At 74.1% G+C, this 17,617-nt stretch carries 14 protein-coding genes; 6 read left to right on the top strand and 8 right to left on the bottom strand.

The annotated features are described in order from the left end of the window. The first annotated feature begins 181 nt into the window (after nucleotides 1–181). Genes AB0C87_RS22605 through AB0C87_RS22595 form a run of 3 tightly spaced genes read left to right on the top strand, consistent with a single transcriptional unit; the run spans nucleotide 182 to nucleotide 3,232 of the window. Nucleotides 182–865: an LppX_LprAFG lipoprotein gene (locus AB0C87_RS22605; protein ID WP_345174579.1), complete on the top strand. Its 684-nt coding sequence runs from the start codon at nucleotides 182–184 to the stop codon at nucleotides 863–865. Further along, complete coding sequence (locus AB0C87_RS22600; RefSeq protein ID WP_360579323.1) at nucleotides 862–2,577, top strand: MFS transporter; 1,716 nt, start codon at nucleotides 862–864, stop codon at nucleotides 2,575–2,577. The genes AB0C87_RS22605 and AB0C87_RS22600 overlap by 4 nt, the downstream gene beginning before the upstream one ends. Nucleotides 2,578–2,620: 43 nt before the next feature. Continuing rightward, on the top strand, nucleotides 2,621–3,232 hold the full coding sequence (locus AB0C87_RS22595) for a hypothetical protein (RefSeq protein ID WP_360579321.1): 612 nt from the start codon (nucleotides 2,621–2,623) through the stop codon (nucleotides 3,230–3,232). A gap of 19 nt (nucleotides 3,233–3,251) precedes the next feature. Here the strand turns inward: AB0C87_RS22595 and AB0C87_RS22590 are convergent, their stop codons facing one another. The 7 genes from AB0C87_RS22590 to AB0C87_RS22560 form a co-directional block, all read right to left on the bottom strand. Next, nucleotides 3,252–3,956 carry a 3-keto-5-aminohexanoate cleavage protein gene (locus AB0C87_RS22590; protein WP_345174583.1) on the bottom strand — a complete coding sequence of 235 codons (705 nt, stop codon included), beginning with the start codon at nucleotides 3,954–3,956 and terminating at the stop codon, nucleotides 3,252–3,254. A gap of 24 nt (nucleotides 3,957–3,980) precedes the next feature. Beyond that, a complete protein-coding gene (locus AB0C87_RS22585; protein ID WP_360579319.1) occupies nucleotides 3,981–5,948 on the bottom strand; it encodes a hypothetical protein in 1,968 nt (655 codons plus the stop codon). Nucleotides 5,949–5,991: 43 nt separating this feature from the next. Beyond that, nucleotides 5,992–7,260, bottom strand: coding sequence for an adenylosuccinate synthetase (locus tag AB0C87_RS22580; RefSeq protein WP_360579318.1), 1,269 nt, complete (start codon nucleotides 7,258–7,260; stop codon nucleotides 5,992–5,994). Nucleotides 7,261–7,263: 3 nt separating this feature from the next. Beyond that, on the bottom strand, nucleotides 7,264–8,235 hold the full coding sequence (locus AB0C87_RS22575) for a hypothetical protein (protein WP_345174590.1): 972 nt from the start codon (nucleotides 8,233–8,235) through the stop codon (nucleotides 7,264–7,266). Between the two features lie 12 nt (nucleotides 8,236–8,247). Then, nucleotides 8,248–9,276, bottom strand: a complete 1,029-nt coding sequence (locus tag AB0C87_RS22570) for a molecular chaperone DnaJ (protein ID WP_360359087.1) — start codon at nucleotides 9,274–9,276, stop codon at nucleotides 8,248–8,250. A 105-nt stretch (nucleotides 9,277–9,381) separates the two neighbouring features. Further along, nucleotides 9,382–10,215, bottom strand: a complete 834-nt coding sequence (locus tag AB0C87_RS22565) for an NUDIX hydrolase (RefSeq protein WP_345174594.1) — start codon at nucleotides 10,213–10,215, stop codon at nucleotides 9,382–9,384. Between the two features lie 228 nt (nucleotides 10,216–10,443). Further along, entirely contained in the window at nucleotides 10,444–12,411 is a 1,968-nt protein-coding gene (locus tag AB0C87_RS22560; protein WP_360579316.1) for an amino acid permease, read from the bottom strand. 382 nt (nucleotides 12,412–12,793) lie between these two features. Between AB0C87_RS22560 and ggt the strand changes: the two genes are divergently transcribed. The 3 genes from ggt to AB0C87_RS22545 all read left to right on the top strand — a co-directional run bounded on the left by ggt (nucleotide 12,794) and on the right by AB0C87_RS22545 (nucleotide 16,059). Beyond that, the gene (gene ggt / locus AB0C87_RS22555) at nucleotides 12,794–14,692 is read left to right on the top strand and encodes a gamma-glutamyltransferase (protein WP_360579314.1); all 1,899 of its coding nucleotides are present in this window, start codon (nucleotides 12,794–12,796) and stop codon (nucleotides 14,690–14,692) included. 52 nt (nucleotides 14,693–14,744) lie between these two features. Beyond that, nucleotides 14,745–15,107 carry a divalent-cation tolerance protein CutA gene (gene cutA, locus AB0C87_RS22550; protein WP_345174600.1) on the top strand — a complete coding sequence of 121 codons (363 nt, stop codon included), beginning with the start codon at nucleotides 14,745–14,747 and terminating at the stop codon, nucleotides 15,105–15,107. Between the two features lie 85 nt (nucleotides 15,108–15,192). Next, nucleotides 15,193–16,059, top strand: coding sequence for an oxygenase MpaB family protein (locus AB0C87_RS22545; RefSeq protein WP_360579312.1), 867 nt, complete (start codon nucleotides 15,193–15,195; stop codon nucleotides 16,057–16,059). A 1-nt stretch (nucleotide 16,060) separates the two neighbouring features. Here the strand turns inward: AB0C87_RS22545 and AB0C87_RS22540 are convergent, their stop codons facing one another. Continuing rightward, on the bottom strand, nucleotides 16,061–17,605 hold the full coding sequence (locus AB0C87_RS22540) for a DHA2 family efflux MFS transporter permease subunit (protein ID WP_353835703.1): 1,545 nt from the start codon (nucleotides 17,603–17,605) through the stop codon (nucleotides 16,061–16,063). Nucleotides 17,606–17,617 lie beyond the last annotated feature (12 nt).

Below are 17,617 nucleotides of genomic sequence, written 5' to 3'. Positions count from 1 at the left end.
CGCATCCCCGGACCGGCCGGGGCGTCGCCGGGTGCAATCCTAGCGGCGGCCGTTTCACCGGGGCCACCGCGAACCCCGATGTCCCACACCCGCACCGCCCACGACGTCCTACCTGAGGGGGTGGGATGTCATACCTGGTACCGAGTGACGGGTGGTGGTACCCGTCGGTAGGGTCCCGCGTATGTCCAGACGCATCCTCGCTCTCGTGCCCGTCCTGCTCGCGCTGGTGTTCACCGGCGCCTGCGACGGCGGGTCCGGCGGGCCCGCGAAGAAGGCCGACTTCGACGCCGCGCAGACGCTCCGGCAGGCCGCGCAGGCCATGGGGGGCCTCAAGAGCGTCGCGTTCACCCTGGAGTCGGAGGGCACGACGCCGGTCATGGTGAAGGGCGGCGACATGAAGCTGCTCCGCAGCGGCGACGCCGAGGGAACGCTGGCGGTGGAGCAGCAGGGGCAGAAGGTCGAGATGAAGGTCGTCGCGGTGGGCGACAGCATCTACCTCGACGCCGGGACCGGCGGCTGGCGCAAGCTGCCCAAGGGCCTCGCGGCGAGCGTGTACGACCCGTCGGCGGTGCTCGACCCGCAGCGGGGGATCGCGAAGCTGCTGACGTCGGCGCAGGGGCCGTCGCCCGAGGCGGTGGAGAAGGTGGACGGCAAGGACGCCTACCGGGTGGCCGCGAAGCTGCCCAAGGACCAGGTCGCCGGCCTGATCCCCGGCATCGGGGAGGACATGGACGGCCAGGTGTGGGTGAGCAAGGCCGACCACCGGCTGCTGAAGGTGCGGGGGACGTTCCCGAAGGACAAGGGGTCGGTGACGATCAGGTTCACCGAGTTCGACGCCCCGTACAAGATCAGCGCGCCGCGGTGAGCGGGCGTCGCCGGGTCGCGATCGGCGCCGGCGGCGCGGTGGTGCTGCTCGCCGCGCTGGACGCCTACGTCGTCACGACGATCCTGGTGCCGGTGGTCAAGGACCTCGGGATCCCCGTGAACCGGCTGGAGCGGGTGACGCCGGTCCTGACCGGGTTCCTGCTGGGGTACGTGGCGGCGATGCCGCTGCTCGGGCAGTTGTCGGACCGGTTCGGGCGGCGGCCGGTGCTGCAGGCGTGCCTGGTGTTCTTCGCGGCCGGGTCCGTGGTGACGGCGCTGGCGCACGGCGTCCCGGTGCTGACGGCGGGACGGGTCGTGCAGGGCGTCGCGGGCGGCGCGCTGCTGCCGGTGACGATGGCGCTGGCCGGCGACCTCTGGGAGGAGCGGCAGCGGCCGGTCGTGCTCGGCGCGGTGGGGGCGGCGCAGGAGCTGGGAAGCGTGCTGGGCCCCCTGTACGGGGCGGGGATCGCGGCGGCGCTCGACTGGCGGGCGATCTTCTGGATCAACCTGCCGCTGGTCGCGGTCGCCATGGCGGCCGTGCAGGTCGCGGTGCCGGGCGGGCGCGGGTCCGGCCCAGAAATGAGCGAAGCGAACCGGGGGGTGTGGGGGGTCGTCCCCCCACAGAGTGCTCGGATGAGCGAAGCGAACCGGGGGGTGCGGGGGGTCGTCCCCCCGCGGGAAGCGCGGCCGGGCGTGGACGTCGTGGGGGGCCTGCTGCTGGCCCTCGGGCTCGGGCTGCTGGTCGCCGCCGTCTACAACCCCGAACCGCAGGAGGCGGCCCTGCCTCCGTGGGGCCTGCCGGCGCTGGGCGCGGGCGCCGCCGTGCTGGCGGTGTTCGTGCTGTGGGAGATCAGGTCCCGGACGCGGCTGCTCGACCTGTCGGGCGTGCGGCGGGGGCCGCTGCTGGCGACGCTCGGCGTGAGCCTGCTGTCGGGCGCGGCGCTGATGGTGACGCTCGTGGACGTCGTGCTGGTCGCGCAGACCGTCCTGCACAAGGACGCGACGGACGGCGCGCTGCTGCTCACGCGGTTCCTCGTGGCGCTGCCCGTCGCGGCGGTGGCCGGGGGTCTGGTCGCCCGGCGGGTGGGGGAGCGGTGGCCGATGGTCGTGGGGATGGCGGTCTCCGCCGGCGGCTACCTGCTGATCGCCGGCTGGCCGGCCGATCTGGCGGGGGCGTCGTACGGCCCGCTGCCGAGGATGGACGTCGACCTCGTCGTGACGGGGCTCGGCCTCGGCCTGGTGATCGCGCCGGTGTCGTCGGCGGTGCTGGCGTTCGTCCCGGCCGCGCGGCACGGCGTCGCGTCCGCGGCCGTGGTCGTCGCGCGGATGATGGGGATGCTGCTCGGGATCTCCGCGCTGACCGCGTGGGGCTTCCACCGGTTCCACGCCCTCACGGCCGACCTGAAGCCGCCGCTGCCGTTCCTGATGTCCAAGGGCGAGTTCGCGAAGCAGATGAAGGTCTACGAGGCGGCCCTCCAGGACGCGCTGCGGACCGAATACCGGGAGATCTTCTGGATCACCGCCGGGATGTGCCTGCTCGGCGCGCTGCTCGCCCTGGCCGCCGGGACGGGCCGGGACGCGCGCTCCGAGGCCCCGGCCGCCGCCCGGATTCGGTCCTCGGCCCCGCATAACGGCCCGGAAACGGGAGATGATTCGGCCACCGGTGACGTGCCGATCAACGAGCGCGGGAATATCCTGGGAAAAGATGGCTAAAGGCCTCTTGCCGGGAGGGCATGCCCCGGGGAGGTGAACGCGGATGCGCAGATCCGGCATCGGCCGAGGAGGCCCGCCGCTCACGCGGCTGCGCCGGCGCCTCGGCCTGGAGCGCAGTGAACTGCGCCGTCCGGTGGACCGCGTCCAGCGGACGGTCGCTCTCGGCCTCCTCCTGCTGCTGCTCGGCGTCGCCCCGCCGCTCGCCGCCTGGACCGCGTCCCTGTCCTACTCCGCGGGGACGCGCGCGGAGAACGCGGAGCGGGCCGACCGCCGCCAGGTCGTCGCCACGGTCACCTCGACCGGCGGCCTCGGATCCTCCGGCGACCGCTACATCCACGAGACGGTCCAGGCCAGCTGGCCGGGCGCGGACGGCAGACCCCACGCCGGGTCCCTGCCCGCCTGGAAGGACGCCAGGGTCGGCGCGCACCGGACGATCTGGGTGGACCGGCACAGCGAACCGACCGTCCGGCCCCGCCCGCACAGCCGCACCGTCACCGACGCGGTGTACGCGGCCGGCGCCACCGTGCTCGGCTGCGCGCTGCCCGTCCTGATCGCCTACGCCCTCGTCCGGCGCCGCTGCGACCGGCACCGCGACGAGCTGTGGGAGGCCGGCTGGGCGCGCCTGGACGCCGCGGGCCACAACCCGCGCTCCTGACGCCCGGGTCCGCGGGCGCCTAAGGCGCGAGGAGGGCGCGGGCCGTCTGGACGAGGACCGCGTTGTCGGCGGCCGGAGAGCCGTCGGGGAGTTCGAGGGTGTCCTCCAGGCCGATGCGGACGTCGAGGTTCAGCCTGACGGCGAGCCGCAGCACCGGCCACGCGCCGCCGTCCTCGCCGTGCAGCAGGATCGGGCGCGACAGGCGCGTGCCGAGGTCGTGCAGCAGCGCCTTGGCGGTGTCGGTCGCGGTCTCCGGGTCGGTGTCGGTGATCTCCGCGAGGATCCGCAGCACGTGGTGGGCGTGCGGCCAGCCGAGGAACCGCGCCGCCGCGTCGGTGCCGGAGAAGATCCCCGCCTCGATCGCGACGCCGCGTTCGAACAGCGCCTCGGCGACGAGCTCGGCGCCCTCCTCGTGGAAGTTCACCGAGGCGTGGTCGGGCAGGACGGTCCAGGAGCGCACCAGCGCGGCGCGCTCGACCGGGTCGGGCGCGGCCCAGGCGCCGGTGGTCACCCCGACGGGGATCGACGGGGTCGCGGCGCGGACGGCGGCGATGGTCTCGGCGACGCGGGGCGCGGCGAGGGTGTCGGCGCCCGCGTCGTCCTTGGGATGCAGGTGGGCGTCCTGGGCGCCCACGTCGGCCGCGGCGCGGACCGCCGCGGCGATCTCCTCCGGGGACGTCGGCACGCCCTCGGTCCGGCTTCCGTTGGGGCAGACCTGCAGCATGGACCCGATCATCTCAGGTCCGGATCAGGGCGTGATCACGCAGGGTCCCCCGCCGCACACGTCCACGACGGCGCCCGTGGTGAGGAAGGCCGCCTTCTGCCGGCGCGCGTCCGCGTTGCCGCGGGGGTCGGAGTGCGGGTCGCGTCCCTCGGTGGGGGGCGTGTTGGTGAGCGGCGGGACGGGGGAGCCGCTGTCCCACACGACCATGGCGGAGCCGTCGTAGGACGCCCCGAACGTCGGGATGCCCCAGTAGGGCGCCTTGTCCGGGCTGCGGCCCGGGACGACGGTCGGCGCGTGGACGCGGGCGCCGATCGTGCGCGCCTCGACCTCGGCGGCGACCGGGGCGACCTGGTGGTCGCCGAACGCCACGTGCATCAGCACGCGGTGCTTCGGCGTGTTCGGCAGCGGGTCGTCGGTCATGTGCCAGGCGTAGCCGTTGGCCTCGCCCCGGTCCCACAGCATCTGGATGAGCGCGAGGCCGATCTGCTGGTCGAGCTTGTCCGGGTAGAACAGGTCGAGGATCTTGGCGTACTGCGGGAAGTCGGCGCTGCGGTTGAGCAGCGTGCTGTAGTTCATCGCCGGGACGCCGAGGACGGCGCGGCGGACGTCGGGGGAGATCGCGGTGAGCGCGCCGCCCATGATGCCGCCCTGGCTGTTGCCGTCGTAGGTCAGCTCGGCGCCGGTGTCGAGCAGGGGCGCGCCCGCGTCGTCGCGGAACGCCTTGTTCCCCGCGAACCCGCGGGTCATCGCGCGTCCGAGGAAGGTGAAGTTCACGAGGCTCTGCTGGAGGCGGTCGGCGACCGTCCGGAAGCGGGAGAGGTCGGCGAGCGCGGTCACGACGTTCGGGACGTCCTCGTCCGCCATGCCGATCCACTTGGTCGCGCAGAACACGAAGCCGTGCTCGGCGGCCATCGCCTTGACGTTGCCCGCGTCGACCTCGCCCTCGCTGCCGAGCAGGCCGTGCCCGTAGAGGGCGGGGCGCGCGGGGCGGGCGAGCGCCGAGCGCGGGATCTCGCACTGGAACGGGACGGCCTGGGAGTTGCCGGGCAGCCGCGAGGGCATGCCGTCCGCGCCGCGGTGCAGGGCCGATCCGGGCGGCCCGCCGTACTGGTCGAGGTAGCTCGGCGCCCAGACGACCCCCTTCACCTCCCGGGCGATCTTGTCGTCCACGTCGTCGGTCACCTGCGTGACGAGGAACGAGGGGGAGCGGTCGCCGAGACCGCGCAGCGCGTCGTCGCGCATGCGGAGCACGGGCCCGGTGAGGCTCTGCCGGCTCGCGACGGTGAAGTCCCAGGCGAGGTACAGGCCGTCTTGGCCCACTCCGCGGGCCCGGAGCGCGGCGAGGACCCGCCTGCCCTCCCGCTGCCGCGCCGCGAGCGGGTCGGTCGCCGGCAGGTCGGGCCCGAGAATTTTGGCGAACGCGGCGTTCGGCCGGATCAGGTCTCCTGACGCGTCGCGCAGGTCGCGCAGCGCGACGGCGTAGCGGTGGCCCTCGCGGAAGTTGCGGGCCGGGCGGACGATCAGCGCCCGGCGGTCGGCGGGCGCGTTCGCGTCGAGTTCGGCCCAGTACGGCCAGCGCTCGCCGGTCGCGGTGTCGACGATGACGATCGGGGCGTCGTCGCGCAGCGAGGCGCCGATGTCGGTGACGGGCGCGGCGCCGGTGCGGGCCAGGTCGAGGCCGGGGACGCGGCTGAGCAGCATCGAGCCGGGGGAGAAGCCGTCGGCGCGGTTCCAGTCGTCCGGCGACACGGGCACGCCGAGCGCGTTCTTCAGCGTCGTGCGCAGGTGGACGCGGCGGCCGGTGGGCGTGCCGCCGTCGGCGACCGTGTAGTAGTCGTTCGGGAACGGGAGCAGGCACGCGGCCGGGTCGATCGGGTCGCAGCCGTCGGCGGCCTGCGCCGCGGCGGGCGGTGCGGCGGCCGGTCCGGTCAGCGGCGCGAGGGACGCGGCGAGCGCCGCGAATGCCGACAGGGTGCGCAGGGGGAGACGCAACGTCCACCTCCGGAAGAGCCGCGGCGTTAGCGGGATCTTGGTCTCAGCGCACGCTCAGGTCAATGGGTGTCCGGAAGTGGTCAGCGCGCTTGTCGGTCGAGGTGGGGCCGTGGGAGCGCAGGACGACGGGCGCGCCGAGCGCGTCCTCGATCGTCTCCACCGGGTCGCCGAGCGGGGCGTACACCGGGCGCGCCGCCAGGAGGCGGCGGGTGAGGGCGGCCTGGCGCTCCAGGTCGGGCGGTCCCGTTTCCAGGCGCACGACCCGGCCGCCGTCCATCTCGTAGGAGTGGCAGACACGCAGGTCTGGACGCGCCCCCGCGACGTCCAGGTGCGTGACCGCCAGGCCGTCAACGCCGCCCGCCACCTCCAGCGCGTACCGGAGCGCCACGGCGTCGAGGTGGCCGACCCGGAACGCGCCCTGCCAGCGTCCCGTGCCGTTGTGCGGGTCGGGGAGGTCCGCGGTCAGCGCCGGGTCCTCGGTGACGAACGGTCCGGGGCCGTGGCGGGTCGCGTACGCGCGCAGCACCCCCAGCCGCGCCGCGGACGCGCCCGCCTCGGCCAGCAGGGTCTCGGCGTTGGCGAACGTCGTCGTCGACCACGTCGTGTACGGGTGGAAGCCGTGCCACTCGTCCAGCAGGACGCCCTGGGCGCCTTCGAACACCGCGCTCCCCGCGCGGAGCAGCGCGGGCAGGTGCCCGGGGCCGACGATCCGCACCCGCTCGGCGAACGCGGTGAACGCCTCGGCGCACGCGTCGGCGCCGGGGACGTCCTCGCCGTCGGGGAACGCGGCCCGGTACCAGTCGCGGACGGCGGCGAGCCGGCGCCGCAGCCGGGCGGGCGACAGGCAGTCGGCCGCCCGCGGCGCGTCGTCGTGCGCCAGGGCGTAGGACGCGGTCTCGCCGACGCCCATCCCGCACGACCCGTGCCGGGCCGCGCCGCGCGCCGACTCCCGCGCGCGGTTGGCGGCCCGGTGGTAGGGCGTCGTGAGCAGCGCGTCCCCGTCGACGGTGAGCCGGTCTAGCGCGTCGGGGACGCCCAGCGCGCGCAGGTGGTCGGCCTCGGCCGCGAGCGCCAGCGGGTCGACGAGCATGAACCGCGACAGGTGCGTCAGCACTCCCGGCGTCAACGTGCCCGAGCCGAACTGGGCGAACGTGTGGTGCCGCCCGTCCGGCGCGACGACGTTGTGCGCGGCCTGCGCGCCGCCGTTGAACCGCACGACCACCTCTGCCGCACCGGTGCGGCAGAGGTGGTCGACGACCGTGCCCTTGCCCGCGTCCCCGAAGCCGAGGTCGACGACGATCACGTGGTCCATGGATCAGAGCCGGGTCGTCGCGGACGGGCCGGAGGCGTCCAGGCCGGGCGGCGTGGAGGAGACGGCGACCGGCGCGCGGGCCGCGTCCAGCCGGGCGAGCGCGCGCGACACCGAGGCGCCGGCGCCCGAGCCCGCCTCCGCGAGGTGCTCCAGCCCTTCGCCCAGGTCGATGGCGTCCTCGGCGAGGCCGATCGTCAGCGCGATCGTCTCGCAGACGGCGTCCAGGTCGTCCAGGTAGAGCACGTTCTGGCCGAGCAGCCCCTGCCAGAAGTCCTTCAGGTCCTGGTTGCCGGCGTGGTAAGCGCCTTCCGGGATGATGAAGTACACGTCGTACTTCGTCTGCAGCTCACGGACGAGCTTCGCGATCGGGACGTCCTCGTCCGGCTCGCCGCCGATCAGCGCGGCGATCTCGCGCCGCTTCGCCTTCGGGTAGGCCAGCTCGTCACCGATCATGAACAGGTAGCCGCGCTTGCCGCGCTTGTCGAAGCAGTCGATCGCGGTGTGCCGCGCCATGAAGTACATGGCCAGCTCGTAGGACTCGCGCATCTGGCCGCCGCCCCCGCCCTCGAGCAGGATCCTGCCGAGGTCGTCGTCCATCCGGTTGTCGGCCTCGAACTGCCCGACCTGCAGCGGGGCCCGGTCGCAGGTCGCGTCGCCGACCGCGCCGAACAGGATGTGCGGGTGCTCGACGTACCCCTTGCGCAGCAGCAGCCCGAGCAGGTCGGGGAGCTTGGCCTGCAGCGTCCGCGGGACGGTCCCCATCGAGCCGGTCACGTCGAACAGCACGCCGATCGCGAGCGACTCGGGGTGGTCGGCGGAGTCCCGGCTCTCGCGGAAGGTCACGCCGCGCGGGTCCAGGTCGGGGTGGACGGCGGTCGCGCCGCCGTCGGAGTAGGCGAACGCGCTGGCGCCGGTGGACGCGCGGTAGCTCGCGCGCGCGGCGTAGACGTCGGTGGACCAGTTTCCGCTTCCCATGATCTCTCTCCTTCAGTGGGGGGCGGGCATGTGGAAGGGGCGGAAGCGGCGCGGGCCGTAGAGCCGCTCCAGCAGCTCGTCGAACTCGGCCAGCAGCCGCCAGGCGTCGGCGGGGCGCCGGTTCTGCGCCGGCAGCGTGCAGCCGCGCGCGAACGAGCGCATCGCCTTCGGGGCCTTGTCGCCCATCAGGCCGGTCATGCACCGGGCGGCCATGAAGATGTCGGTCGCCGGGCTCGCCGCCCGCCGTCCGGGCACCTCGGGCGGGTACCAGCCGGCGTACCGGTCGACCATCGCCGGCACCCGGCCCGAGGGGTCGGCGTGCGCGTGGCAGCCGGGGACGGAGTAGCACCAGTCGACCAGGACCAGGCCGTGCTCCTCCGGGTGGATCATCACGTGGTCGGGGAGCACCGCGCCGTGCAGGACGCCCGCGCGGTGCGCGAAGCCGAGGCCCGCGAGCAGCCGCCGCCACATCCAGGCGGCGTCGCGCGGGTCGACGCCGTCCGGGAAGGCGCGCCCGACCTCGGCGAGGCTGTGGAAGCCGTCCAGCGCGGCGATCACGTTGACCTGCCGCTGCGTCCCGGTGGCGGCGTCCCGGTGCCGGAACGACTCGACGAGCCGCGGCACGTAGGGCAGGAACCGGGCGTCGCCGTCCTTCGGAAGCTGCCGGAGCGCCACGGCCTCGCGTTCGAGCAGGTCGCCGTCGGCGGGGTCGCGCGGCATCTTCAGCAGCACCCGGCGGCCCGGCTCCGGGCGCGCCGCGTACAGCACCGCGAGATCGCCGCCGATGGGGTCGCCCTCCAGCCGGTACGCGTGGCGGCGCGTGGTGATCAGCGTCTCGTCGCCGCGGTTGTAGGCGCGCCAGAGCGAGGTCAGCCTGACGAACGCCTCCTCGGTCCGGCCGCCGCCCGCATCCGGGTGGACGAGCCGGGCCAGCCGCCGGTACCGCCGCACCGCCTCCGCCTGGTCGTCGCCGAACAGGTCGGCGGGAACGCGGGCCCGGCCGAGCCGCGCCAGCGCGTCCTCCAGTTCCGTCTCGCTCATCTGTGCTCCTTGTGGGGGGCGACCCCCCACGCCCCCCGGTTCGCTTCGCTCATCTGTGCTCCCTGTGGGGGGGGGCGACCCCCCACGCCCCCCGGTTCGCTTCGCTCATCTGATCTCCTCCTCCCTGCTGGGCCGCAGCAGGGCCGGGTGCAGGAGCCGGGCGTCGCCCGCGCGGTAGAGGCGGGGCCGCGGGCCGCCCCGGCGGCCGCCGCGGTCGGACGTGGCGCCGGTGCTCTCCACGAACCCCGGGACGGACAGGACCTTGCGGTGGAAGTTGCCGGCGTGCAGCTCCTCGCCCCACACCGCCTCGTACACCGAGCGCAGCTCGGGGATGGTGAACTCACCGTCGCAGAACGCCGTGGCGAGCGGGGTGTACTCCAGCTTCCCGCGGGCCCGCTCCAGCCCGTCCGACAGGATCCGCGCGTGGTCGAACGCCAGCCGGCGGGTGGTGCCGGGGCGCTGGCGCCCCGAGTCGGCCAGGCCCAGCGCGTCCACCGGCGACCACGCGGCGTCGGCCGCGTCGCCGCCCGCCTCGGGGTCCGGCAGTTCGGGCGCGAACGCCAGGTAGGCGACGGAGATGACGCGCATCCGCGGGTCGCGGCCGGGGGAGCCGTAGGTCCCGAGCTGCTCCAGATGGACCCGGCCGAGTGCGCCGCCCTTGGCGCTGAGCCCTGTCTCCTCGGCCAGCTCCCGGACGGCCGCGTCGGGCAGGTCCTCGGCGTCGGTTCCCTGGAGCGGGCCGCCCGCCTGGACGAAGCCGCCGGGCAGCGCCCACATCCCCTCGTAGGGGGCGTTCCCCCGCCGCACGAGCAGGACGTGGAGGGCGCCGTCGCGGATGGTGAGGGCGACCACGTCCACCGTCACGGCGACCGGGTCGTAGTCGCGCGGGTCGTAGTTCGCGAGGAAGTCGCTCTCGTCGCGCCTCGGCTCCGGGCCCATCCGCCCGCCTCCCGTCGATCTTGGACTGAGTAAGTCTCAAAGTGAGTTCATCTCGATATGAGAAGAACATAACCCGGACCGGGCCCGCTGTCCAGTCCCTTCCTCCGGAGACGAGACGAGGGCGCCGCCCCGGGGAGGGGGCGGCGCCCTGAGTCGTTCGGCGGGCCCGTCGTTCAGCGGGCCGGGTTTGGGCGGAACTTCACAAAACAGAAGTTCTGCGGTGCGGCCTCAGCGGCGGTGCCGGCCGCCGTGCGGCGGCTCCTGGTGCTCCCCGCTCTGACCGCTTTCGCCCCGCGGCCCGTACGGGTCCGAGGTGCCCGGATCGAGTGTGTACGGATCGAGCGTGTACGGATCGTCGGAGCGGGCGGAGGGGTACCGCTCCGGGGCGCGCTCGCCGGGATGGCGGGGGTCGCGGGCGAACTGGCCGCCCGGCTGCCGTCCCGTCGAGTACCGGCCGGTCGGGTAGGGGCTCTCGGGCGCGCCGGGGCGCCGTTCGGCGGGCCAGGTCCCCGTCCCGTAGGGCCCGGGGGAGGAGTGGACGTCCCGCGGGCCGGGCGGAGGCGCCATGTGCGGAGACGGTGCCATGCCGGGCTGAGGTGCGATGCCGGGCTGAGGTGCCATGCCGGGCGGGGGCGCCATGCCGGGCGGCGGGGCCGGGGCCAGCCGCGCGGCGGGCGGGCGCTCGGGCGGCGCGTCCAGGAGGAGCTTCATCTGGCTCTTGCGGCGCCCGTAGACCAGGTAGAGGACGAGCCCGACGCCCATCCAGACGGCGAAGTACCCCCAGGTCTGGACGTTCAGGTTCAGCATCAGCCAGCCCACCGCGACGATCGCCACGAGGACGACCAGCGGCGCCGCCGGCATCCGGAAGGGGCGGTGCAGGTCGGGCCGGGAGCGGCGCAGCGCCAGCACCGCCGCCGCGACGAACAGGAACGCGAACAGGGTGCCGATCACGACGAGCTGCTCCAGCGTGAGCACGTCGACCGTCTGCGACATGACGATCGCCGCGCCGCCGGCGACGAGCGTGGCGCGGGACGGCACCTTGTAGCGGCTCATCGCGGCCAGGGGGCGCGGCAGCAGGCCGTCGCGCGAGATGGAGAACACCACCCGGGTCAGGCTGATCATCAGCACCAGGATCACGGTGGTCAGCGCGAGCATCGCGCCCACGTCGACGATCTTGCCCATCGCGCCCGCGCCGACCGAGTCGAAGGCCGCGGCGAGCAGCAGCTTGTCGGGGTTCAGCTTGGCGATGCCGTCCATCCCCATCATGCCGACCAGCGCGAACGCCACGGCCACGTACAGCACGATCGCGGTGACCAGGGCGGTGATGATCCCGCGCGGGACCTTGCGGGGCGCGTCGTCGGTCTCCTCCGAGGCCGTCGCGATCAGGTCGAACCCGATGTAGGCGAAGGCGATCGCGGGCGCCGCCGCGAGCATGCCCCAGGTCCCGAACACGTGCGGGGTGCCGCCGCCGACGGCGCCGAGCACGGCGTCCAGCACCGTCTTGTCGCCCGCGGGCGCGGGCTGCGAGGGCGGCAGGAAGGGGGTGAGGTTGCCGGGGTGGAAGAACTTCAGCGCGGTCGCGATGACGAGCCCGATCACGATGACCTTGGCCAGCACCATGAACCACAGCGTCTTCAGGCTCATCCGGCTGCCGCCGGCGAGCATCAGGACGACCAGCAGCAGGATGCCGAGCGCGAACACGTCCGGCCCCTTCTGCTGGCCGATCAGGTCGCCGAGCCCGCTCGGGATCGGCACCCCGAAGTCGTGCAGCGCCTGCGTCGCGTAGAGGGACCACACCCGGGCGAGCACCGACGCGGCCAGCAGCAGCTCCATGATCAGGGCCCAGCCGACGACCCACGCCCAGATCTCGCCGAACGCGACGTAGGCGAAGGAGTACGCGCTGCCCGCGACCGGGATGATCGAGGAGAGCTCGGCGAAGGCGAGCGCCGCCAGCACGCACACCCCGCCCGCGATGAGGAACGACACGAGCACGCCGGGCCCCGCCGTGGAGGACGCCTGCTCGCCGGCGATCTTGAAGATGCCGGATCCGATCATGACGCCGAGGCCGAGCACGACGAGGTCGCGGGTCCGGTACACCACGCGGAGCCGGTGCCGGCCGCCGTAGAGCCGGCCGGTCGCCTGCTCGACCGGCAGCCGGCGGAACATGTTGTTGCGCATGCGCATGTCCAAGGTCATAGGTGATCCCCCAGGCCTGAACCCGCGCCGCTGTTCGCGAGGTGACGGCTTGCTGAAGTCCCTAAGAATTCACCAAGTATGGGCAAAATAGCAACGTTTTGTGGGTGATTAGTGTGGTCAGGCGGTTGTCGGATCCTGCCAACCCCCGCAGGTCGGCGACGTGTCGCAGCGGATCACTCACGCTCGGCACAGGGAGACCGAATCCCTTTCTGGTGGAGCGTTCCGAGCGAATACGCCCCATTTCCAATAGAGAAAGCGCTTAATGATCTTTGTTGCGCGCGGCCCTCCGGGACCGGGCGCGACCGGGGTCGGCCGGTGCGGACGCTGGCGCGGGCCGAAGATCGATGGCACCGTAGGGGCGCCGCGTTCGTCTGGAGGTCCGGTGTTGCGCTCCCCGTCGCCCTCGCACACGTCCCCGCCCCGCCCGCCGGCGCCGCCGGGACGATCGCGGATCCGCCGCCGCACGGCCGCCGTGGCCGCCCTGGCGACCGCCGCGTCCCTTATCGTCCCCGCCGCGGCGGGCGCCGCGCCCGTCCCGAGGCCCGCGCCGGCCCCGCCGGCCAAGCAGGCGGTCGCGACCGGATTCGGCGGCGCGGTCTCCACCGTCGACCCGGAGGCCAGCCGGACGGCGCTGGAGGTCCTCAAGCGAGGCGGCAACGCGATGGACGCGGCGGTCGCGTCCGCCGCGACGCTCGGGGTCACCGAGCCGTACGTGTCGGCCATCGGCGGCGGCGGCTTCATCACGTACTACGACGCCAGGACGCGCCGCGTGTACGCGCTCGACGGCCGCGAGTTCGCGCCGCGGCGGATGCGCCAGGACTCCTTCCTCGACCCCGCGACGGGCAAGCCGCTGCCGTTCGACCAGGCCGTCACCAGCGGCCTGAGCGTCGGCGTGCCCGGCACGCTCGCCCAGTGGGAACTCGCCCTGCGCCGGTTCGGCAGCCGCGACCTCGGCGCCCTGCTGCGCCCGGCGATCAGGGTCGCGGACCGCGGCTTCGTCGTCGACCAGGAGTTCCACGACCAGACCGCGGTGAACGAGGCGCGCTTCCGCGACATCGTCCCGACCCGCGAGCTGTTCCTGCCCGGCGGGAAGGTGCCCGAGGTCGGCTCGGTGTTCCGCAACCCCGACCTCGCCGGCACCTACCGGGAGCTGGCGAGGCGCGGCACCGGCTGGTTCTACGAGGGCGGGCTCGGCAAGGAGATCGTCAGGACGGTCGCCCGGCCGCCGGTGGACCCGAAGGCGACCCGCGAGGTCCGCCCCGGCCTGATGGAGCGCGGCGACCTCGACGCCTACCGGGCGGTGCCGCGCAAGCCCACCCATGTCCCCTACCGGGGGACGGACGTGTACGGCATGCCGCCGTCGTCGTCCGGGGGCTCCACGGTCGGCGAGGCGCTCAACATCCTCGGCAACTTCCGGCTCGACCCGCGCGACCCCGTCACGGCCCTGCACTACTACCTGGAGGCGTCCAAGCTCGCCTACGCCGACCGCGGCCGCTACGTCGGCGACGCCGACAAGGTGGACGTGCCGCTGGAGGAGCTGCTGTCCTCCGGGTTCGCCCGCGAGCGCGCCTGCCAGATCAGGCCGGACCAGGCGGCGGCCGCGCCGGTCGCCCCCGGCTCGCCCGACGGCCGCTACGAGCCGTGCGTCCCGCCGGGCACCCAGACCAGGGCGCTGGCGTTCGAGGGCCCGCAGACCACCCACCTCGTCGTCGCCGACAAGTGGGGGAACGTCGTGTCCTACACGCTGTCGATCGAGCAGTTCGGGGGCAGCGGCATCACCGTGCCGGGGCGCGGGTTCCTGCTGAACAACGAGCTGACCGACTTCTCCTTCCAGCCGCCGGCGCCCGGCCAGGCTCCCGACCCGAACCTGCCCGGCCCGCACAAGCGGCCGCGCAGCAGCATGGCGCCGACCCTGGTGCTCGTGGACGGGCGCCCGCGGCTCGCCGTCGGCACGCCCGGCGGTTCGACGATCATCACCACCGTGCTGCAGATCCTGGTGAACCGCATCGACCTCGGCATGGACCTGCCCGCCGCGCTCGCAGCGCCGCGGGCCACGCAGCGCAACACCCCGCAGGTCTTCGCCGAGCAGGCGTTCATCGACCGGTACGGCCGCGACCTCGCCGCCCGCGGGCACCGGCTGGAGTTGTTCCCCGGTCCGCCGCGGGGTGTGATCGGCGCCGCGACCGGGCTGGAGTTCCTGCGGCCCGGGCTCGTCCAGGCGGTCGCCGAGCCGACACGGCGGGGCGGCGGCAGCGCGCTCGTCGTCCGTCCGGCCCGTTGACACTTGCCTACCCGGGGGCGTGCCCACCCGGCGAGCGGGAAGGAGTCGTGCCATGGCGGACTCATACGTGCAGGTGACGACCACGACCGACTCCCGCGCGGAGGCGGCCGAGCTGGCACGCTCGGCGGTCGCCGAGCGGCTCGCGGCCTGCGCGCAGCTGGTGGGGCCGATCGCCAGCACCTACTGGTGGGAGGGGGAGATCGAGTCGGCCGAGGAGTGGATGGTGCTGTTCAAGACCTCCGCCGACCGGTTCGACGAGCTGGCCTCCCTGATCACCGAGGGGCACTCCTACGACACCCCGGAGATCATCGCGACGCCGGTGGTGGCGGGCAGCATGGACTACCTCGCCTGGATCACCGAGCAGACCGAGCCCGGGGAGCAGGACGAGGCGATCGCGGAGGACGACCGGGATTGATCGTGTGACGGCCGTCATGGCAGGGTAAGCCTTCGATTACGCGGCCCGGCGGCGCGCCCGGCCGCGGCGGCGGAAGGCGGTCGGGATGCGCGAGGCCAGCGAGGAGAGGCCGGACCACGGCCTGTTCGGGCCGGGGTCGGTGACCTGGCATGTCATGGGCGAGCCCGTGCTGATCGTCGGCGGGATCCGGGCGTTGCTGCTCCAGGCCCTGCATCCGCGCACGATGTGGGGCACCGCGCAGAACTCCGAGCTCATGGACCCCGCCGCGGCGTGGGCGCGGCTCGTCCGGACGGTCGAGTTCGTCCGCGTCCGCACCTACGGCACGCACGAGGAGGTCGAGCGGGTGGGCCGCCGCGTCCGCCTGCTGCACTCCAAGCTGACCGGCCTCGACATGCGCACCGGCGAGACGTTCCCGGTCGACGACCCCGAGAACCTGCTGTGGGTCCACATGGGCGAGGTCGACTCCTACCTGGACGTGGCCCGCCGCGCCGGGGTGCCGCTGACCGCCCGCGACGCCGACGCGTTCGTGGACGAGCAGCGCCGCGCGGCCGCGGTCGTCGGCCTCGACCCGGCGGACGTGCCGGCCACCGTCGCGGACATGCGCGACTACTACGAGGGCATGCGGCGGCAGATCTTCGCGTGCCGGGAGGCGCGCGAGGGGCTGCGCCGCATGTTCAGCCCCGCCGTGCCGCGGCCGCTGCTGCCGCTCAAGCTCGCCGCGCCCGGCCTCGGCGTGCTGGTCGTGTCGACGCTGCCGCGCTGGGCCCGCCGCATGTACGGGCTGCCCGGGCTGCCGACCTCCGACCTGGCCGCGACCGTGACGCTGAAGGGCCTCTACCGGACCACGCAGGTCGTCCCGGAGCGGTTCCGGTACTCGCCGGACGCGCGGCGGGCCCGGCGCCTTACGCGCGAGCACGAGACAGGCCTCGCCACCTGGTCGATCGCCTCCTGAATCACCCCATCGGGGGAGCGTCCGGGACGGAGTCGTGGTCGCGGGCGCCGTGCCTGGGGAGGAGCAGCGCGGGCACGATCAGCACGGCGGTGAGGACGAGCGCGACCCAGAACGTGTGCGCGAACGCGTCGGCCAGCTTGGGCGCGAACTGCTCGCGGACCCGCTCGGGGATCTGCCCCATGCCGCTGGTGGCGCCGCCCCCGCCGCCGGCCGCCTGCGGGATGCGGTCGCTGATCTGCCGGGACAGGACGACGGCGAGCAGCGCCGTGCCGACCGACCCGCCGAGCTGGACGATGATGTTCAGCGTGCTGCTGGCGCGCGGGACGACCGCCCGGCCCAGCGTCGTCAGCGCCGCCGACATCGTGGGCATCATCGTGCAGCCGAGCCCGAGGCCCCGCACGTAGAGGGCGCCGCCGAGCAGCCAGTAGGGGGTGTCCGCGCCGACCGTCGCGAACGGGATGGTGCCGAGCACCAGGACGACGATGCCGACCGGGACGATCCGCCCGGCGCCGAGCTTGTCGGTGACCACCCCGGCGAGCGGCATCGCGGTCGCGGCGCCGAGGCCCTGGGGGGCGAGCAGCAGGCCCGCCGCGAGCGCCCCCTCGCCGCGGGCGATCTGGTAGTACAGCGGGATCAGCAGCATCGATCCCATCAGCGCGATGCCGACGAAGAACACCGCGGCGGCCGCGGTCGCGAACGTCCGGTCGGCGAACAGCCGCACGTCGATCAGCGCGCGCTCGCGGCGCTGGAGGCTGTGCAGCGCGAACAGGGCGACCAGGGCCACGCCGCCGGCCAGCCAGGCGATCGTGGCCGGGCGGCCGAAGCCGCCGCCGCTGCTCGCGGTGGACAGGCCGTAGATGAGCAGGACGAACCCGGGCGGCAGCAGGAGCAGCCCGCGCAGGTCGATCCCGGGCGCCGCGTGCTCCCCCCGGCCGTGCGGCACCTTCCACCACGCGAGCGCGAAGGCGAGCGCGCCGACGGGCAGGTTCACGAAGAAGATCCAGCGCCAGTCGACGTCCTGGACCAGCCACCCGCCGATGACGGGGCCGAGCACGGGCCCGAGCAGCATCGGGACGCCGACGATGCTCATGATGCGGCCCATCCGGCGCGGCCCGGCCGCCATCGTCAGGATGGCCATGCCGGTCGGCATGAGCATGCCGCCGCCGAGCCCCTGCACGACCCGGAAGACGATCAGCGACTCGATGTTCCAGGCCGCGCCCGACAGGGCCGACCCGAGGACGAAGAGCACGATGGAGGTCATCCACACGCGGCGCCCGCCGAACCGGTCGACGGCCCAGCCGGTGAGCGGGATGACGGTGCCCATCGCCAGCATGTAGCCGGTGATGACCCACTGGATCGTCGACAGGCCGGTGTCGAAGTCGCGGCCGAGCGTCTCCAGCGCGACGTTGACGATCGTGGTGTCGAGGATCGCCATGAGGGTGCCCGACACGATGACCAGGCCGAGGACGATCGTCTGCCGGTCGAGCCGTTCGCCGCCGCCGGCGCCGCCGGGGGGCGCCACCTTCGCTGCCGGGCTTTCGGTCATGGTGCGGCCCCC

Origin of the sequence: Actinomadura sp. NPDC048021 (assembly GCF_040653135.1) — a bacterium.
GTDB classification, from domain to species: domain Bacteria; phylum Actinomycetota; class Actinomycetes; order Streptosporangiales; family Streptosporangiaceae; genus Spirillospora; species Spirillospora verrucosospora.
This window is presented reverse-complemented; position numbering and strand designations above follow the sequence as displayed.

Excerpts from the sequence above, each read along its gene's own strand:
- AB0C87_RS22605 (WP_345174579.1), top strand. The coding sequence starts at position 182 with ATGTCCAGACGCATCCTCGCTCTCGTGCCCGTCCTGCTCGCGCTGGTG.
- AB0C87_RS22595 (WP_360579321.1), top strand. The coding sequence starts at position 2,621 with ATGCGCAGATCCGGCATCGGCCGAGGAGGCCCGCCGCTCACGCGGCTG.
- AB0C87_RS22590 (WP_345174583.1), bottom strand. The coding sequence starts at position 3,956 with ATGCTGCAGGTCTGCCCCAACGGAAGCCGGACCGAGGGCGTGCCGACG.
- AB0C87_RS22580 (WP_360579318.1), bottom strand. The coding sequence starts at position 7,260 with ATGGACCACGTGATCGTCGTCGACCTCGGCTTCGGGGACGCGGGCAAG.
- AB0C87_RS22575 (WP_345174590.1), bottom strand. The coding sequence starts at position 8,235 with ATGGGAAGCGGAAACTGGTCCACCGACGTCTACGCCGCGCGCGCGAGC.
- AB0C87_RS22570 (WP_360359087.1), bottom strand. The coding sequence starts at position 9,276 with ATGAGCGAGACGGAACTGGAGGACGCGCTGGCGCGGCTCGGCCGGGCC.
- AB0C87_RS22565 (WP_345174594.1), bottom strand. The coding sequence starts at position 10,215 with ATGGGCCCGGAGCCGAGGCGCGACGAGAGCGACTTCCTCGCGAACTAC.
- AB0C87_RS22560 (WP_360579316.1), bottom strand. The coding sequence starts at position 12,411 with ATGACCTTGGACATGCGCATGCGCAACAACATGTTCCGCCGGCTGCCG.
- cutA (WP_345174600.1), top strand. The coding sequence starts at position 14,745 with ATGGCGGACTCATACGTGCAGGTGACGACCACGACCGACTCCCGCGCG.
- AB0C87_RS22545 (WP_360579312.1), top strand. The coding sequence starts at position 15,193 with ATGCGCGAGGCCAGCGAGGAGAGGCCGGACCACGGCCTGTTCGGGCCG.
- AB0C87_RS22540 (WP_353835703.1), bottom strand. The coding sequence starts at position 17,605 with ATGACCGAAAGCCCGGCAGCGAAGGTGGCGCCCCCCGGCGGCGCCGGC.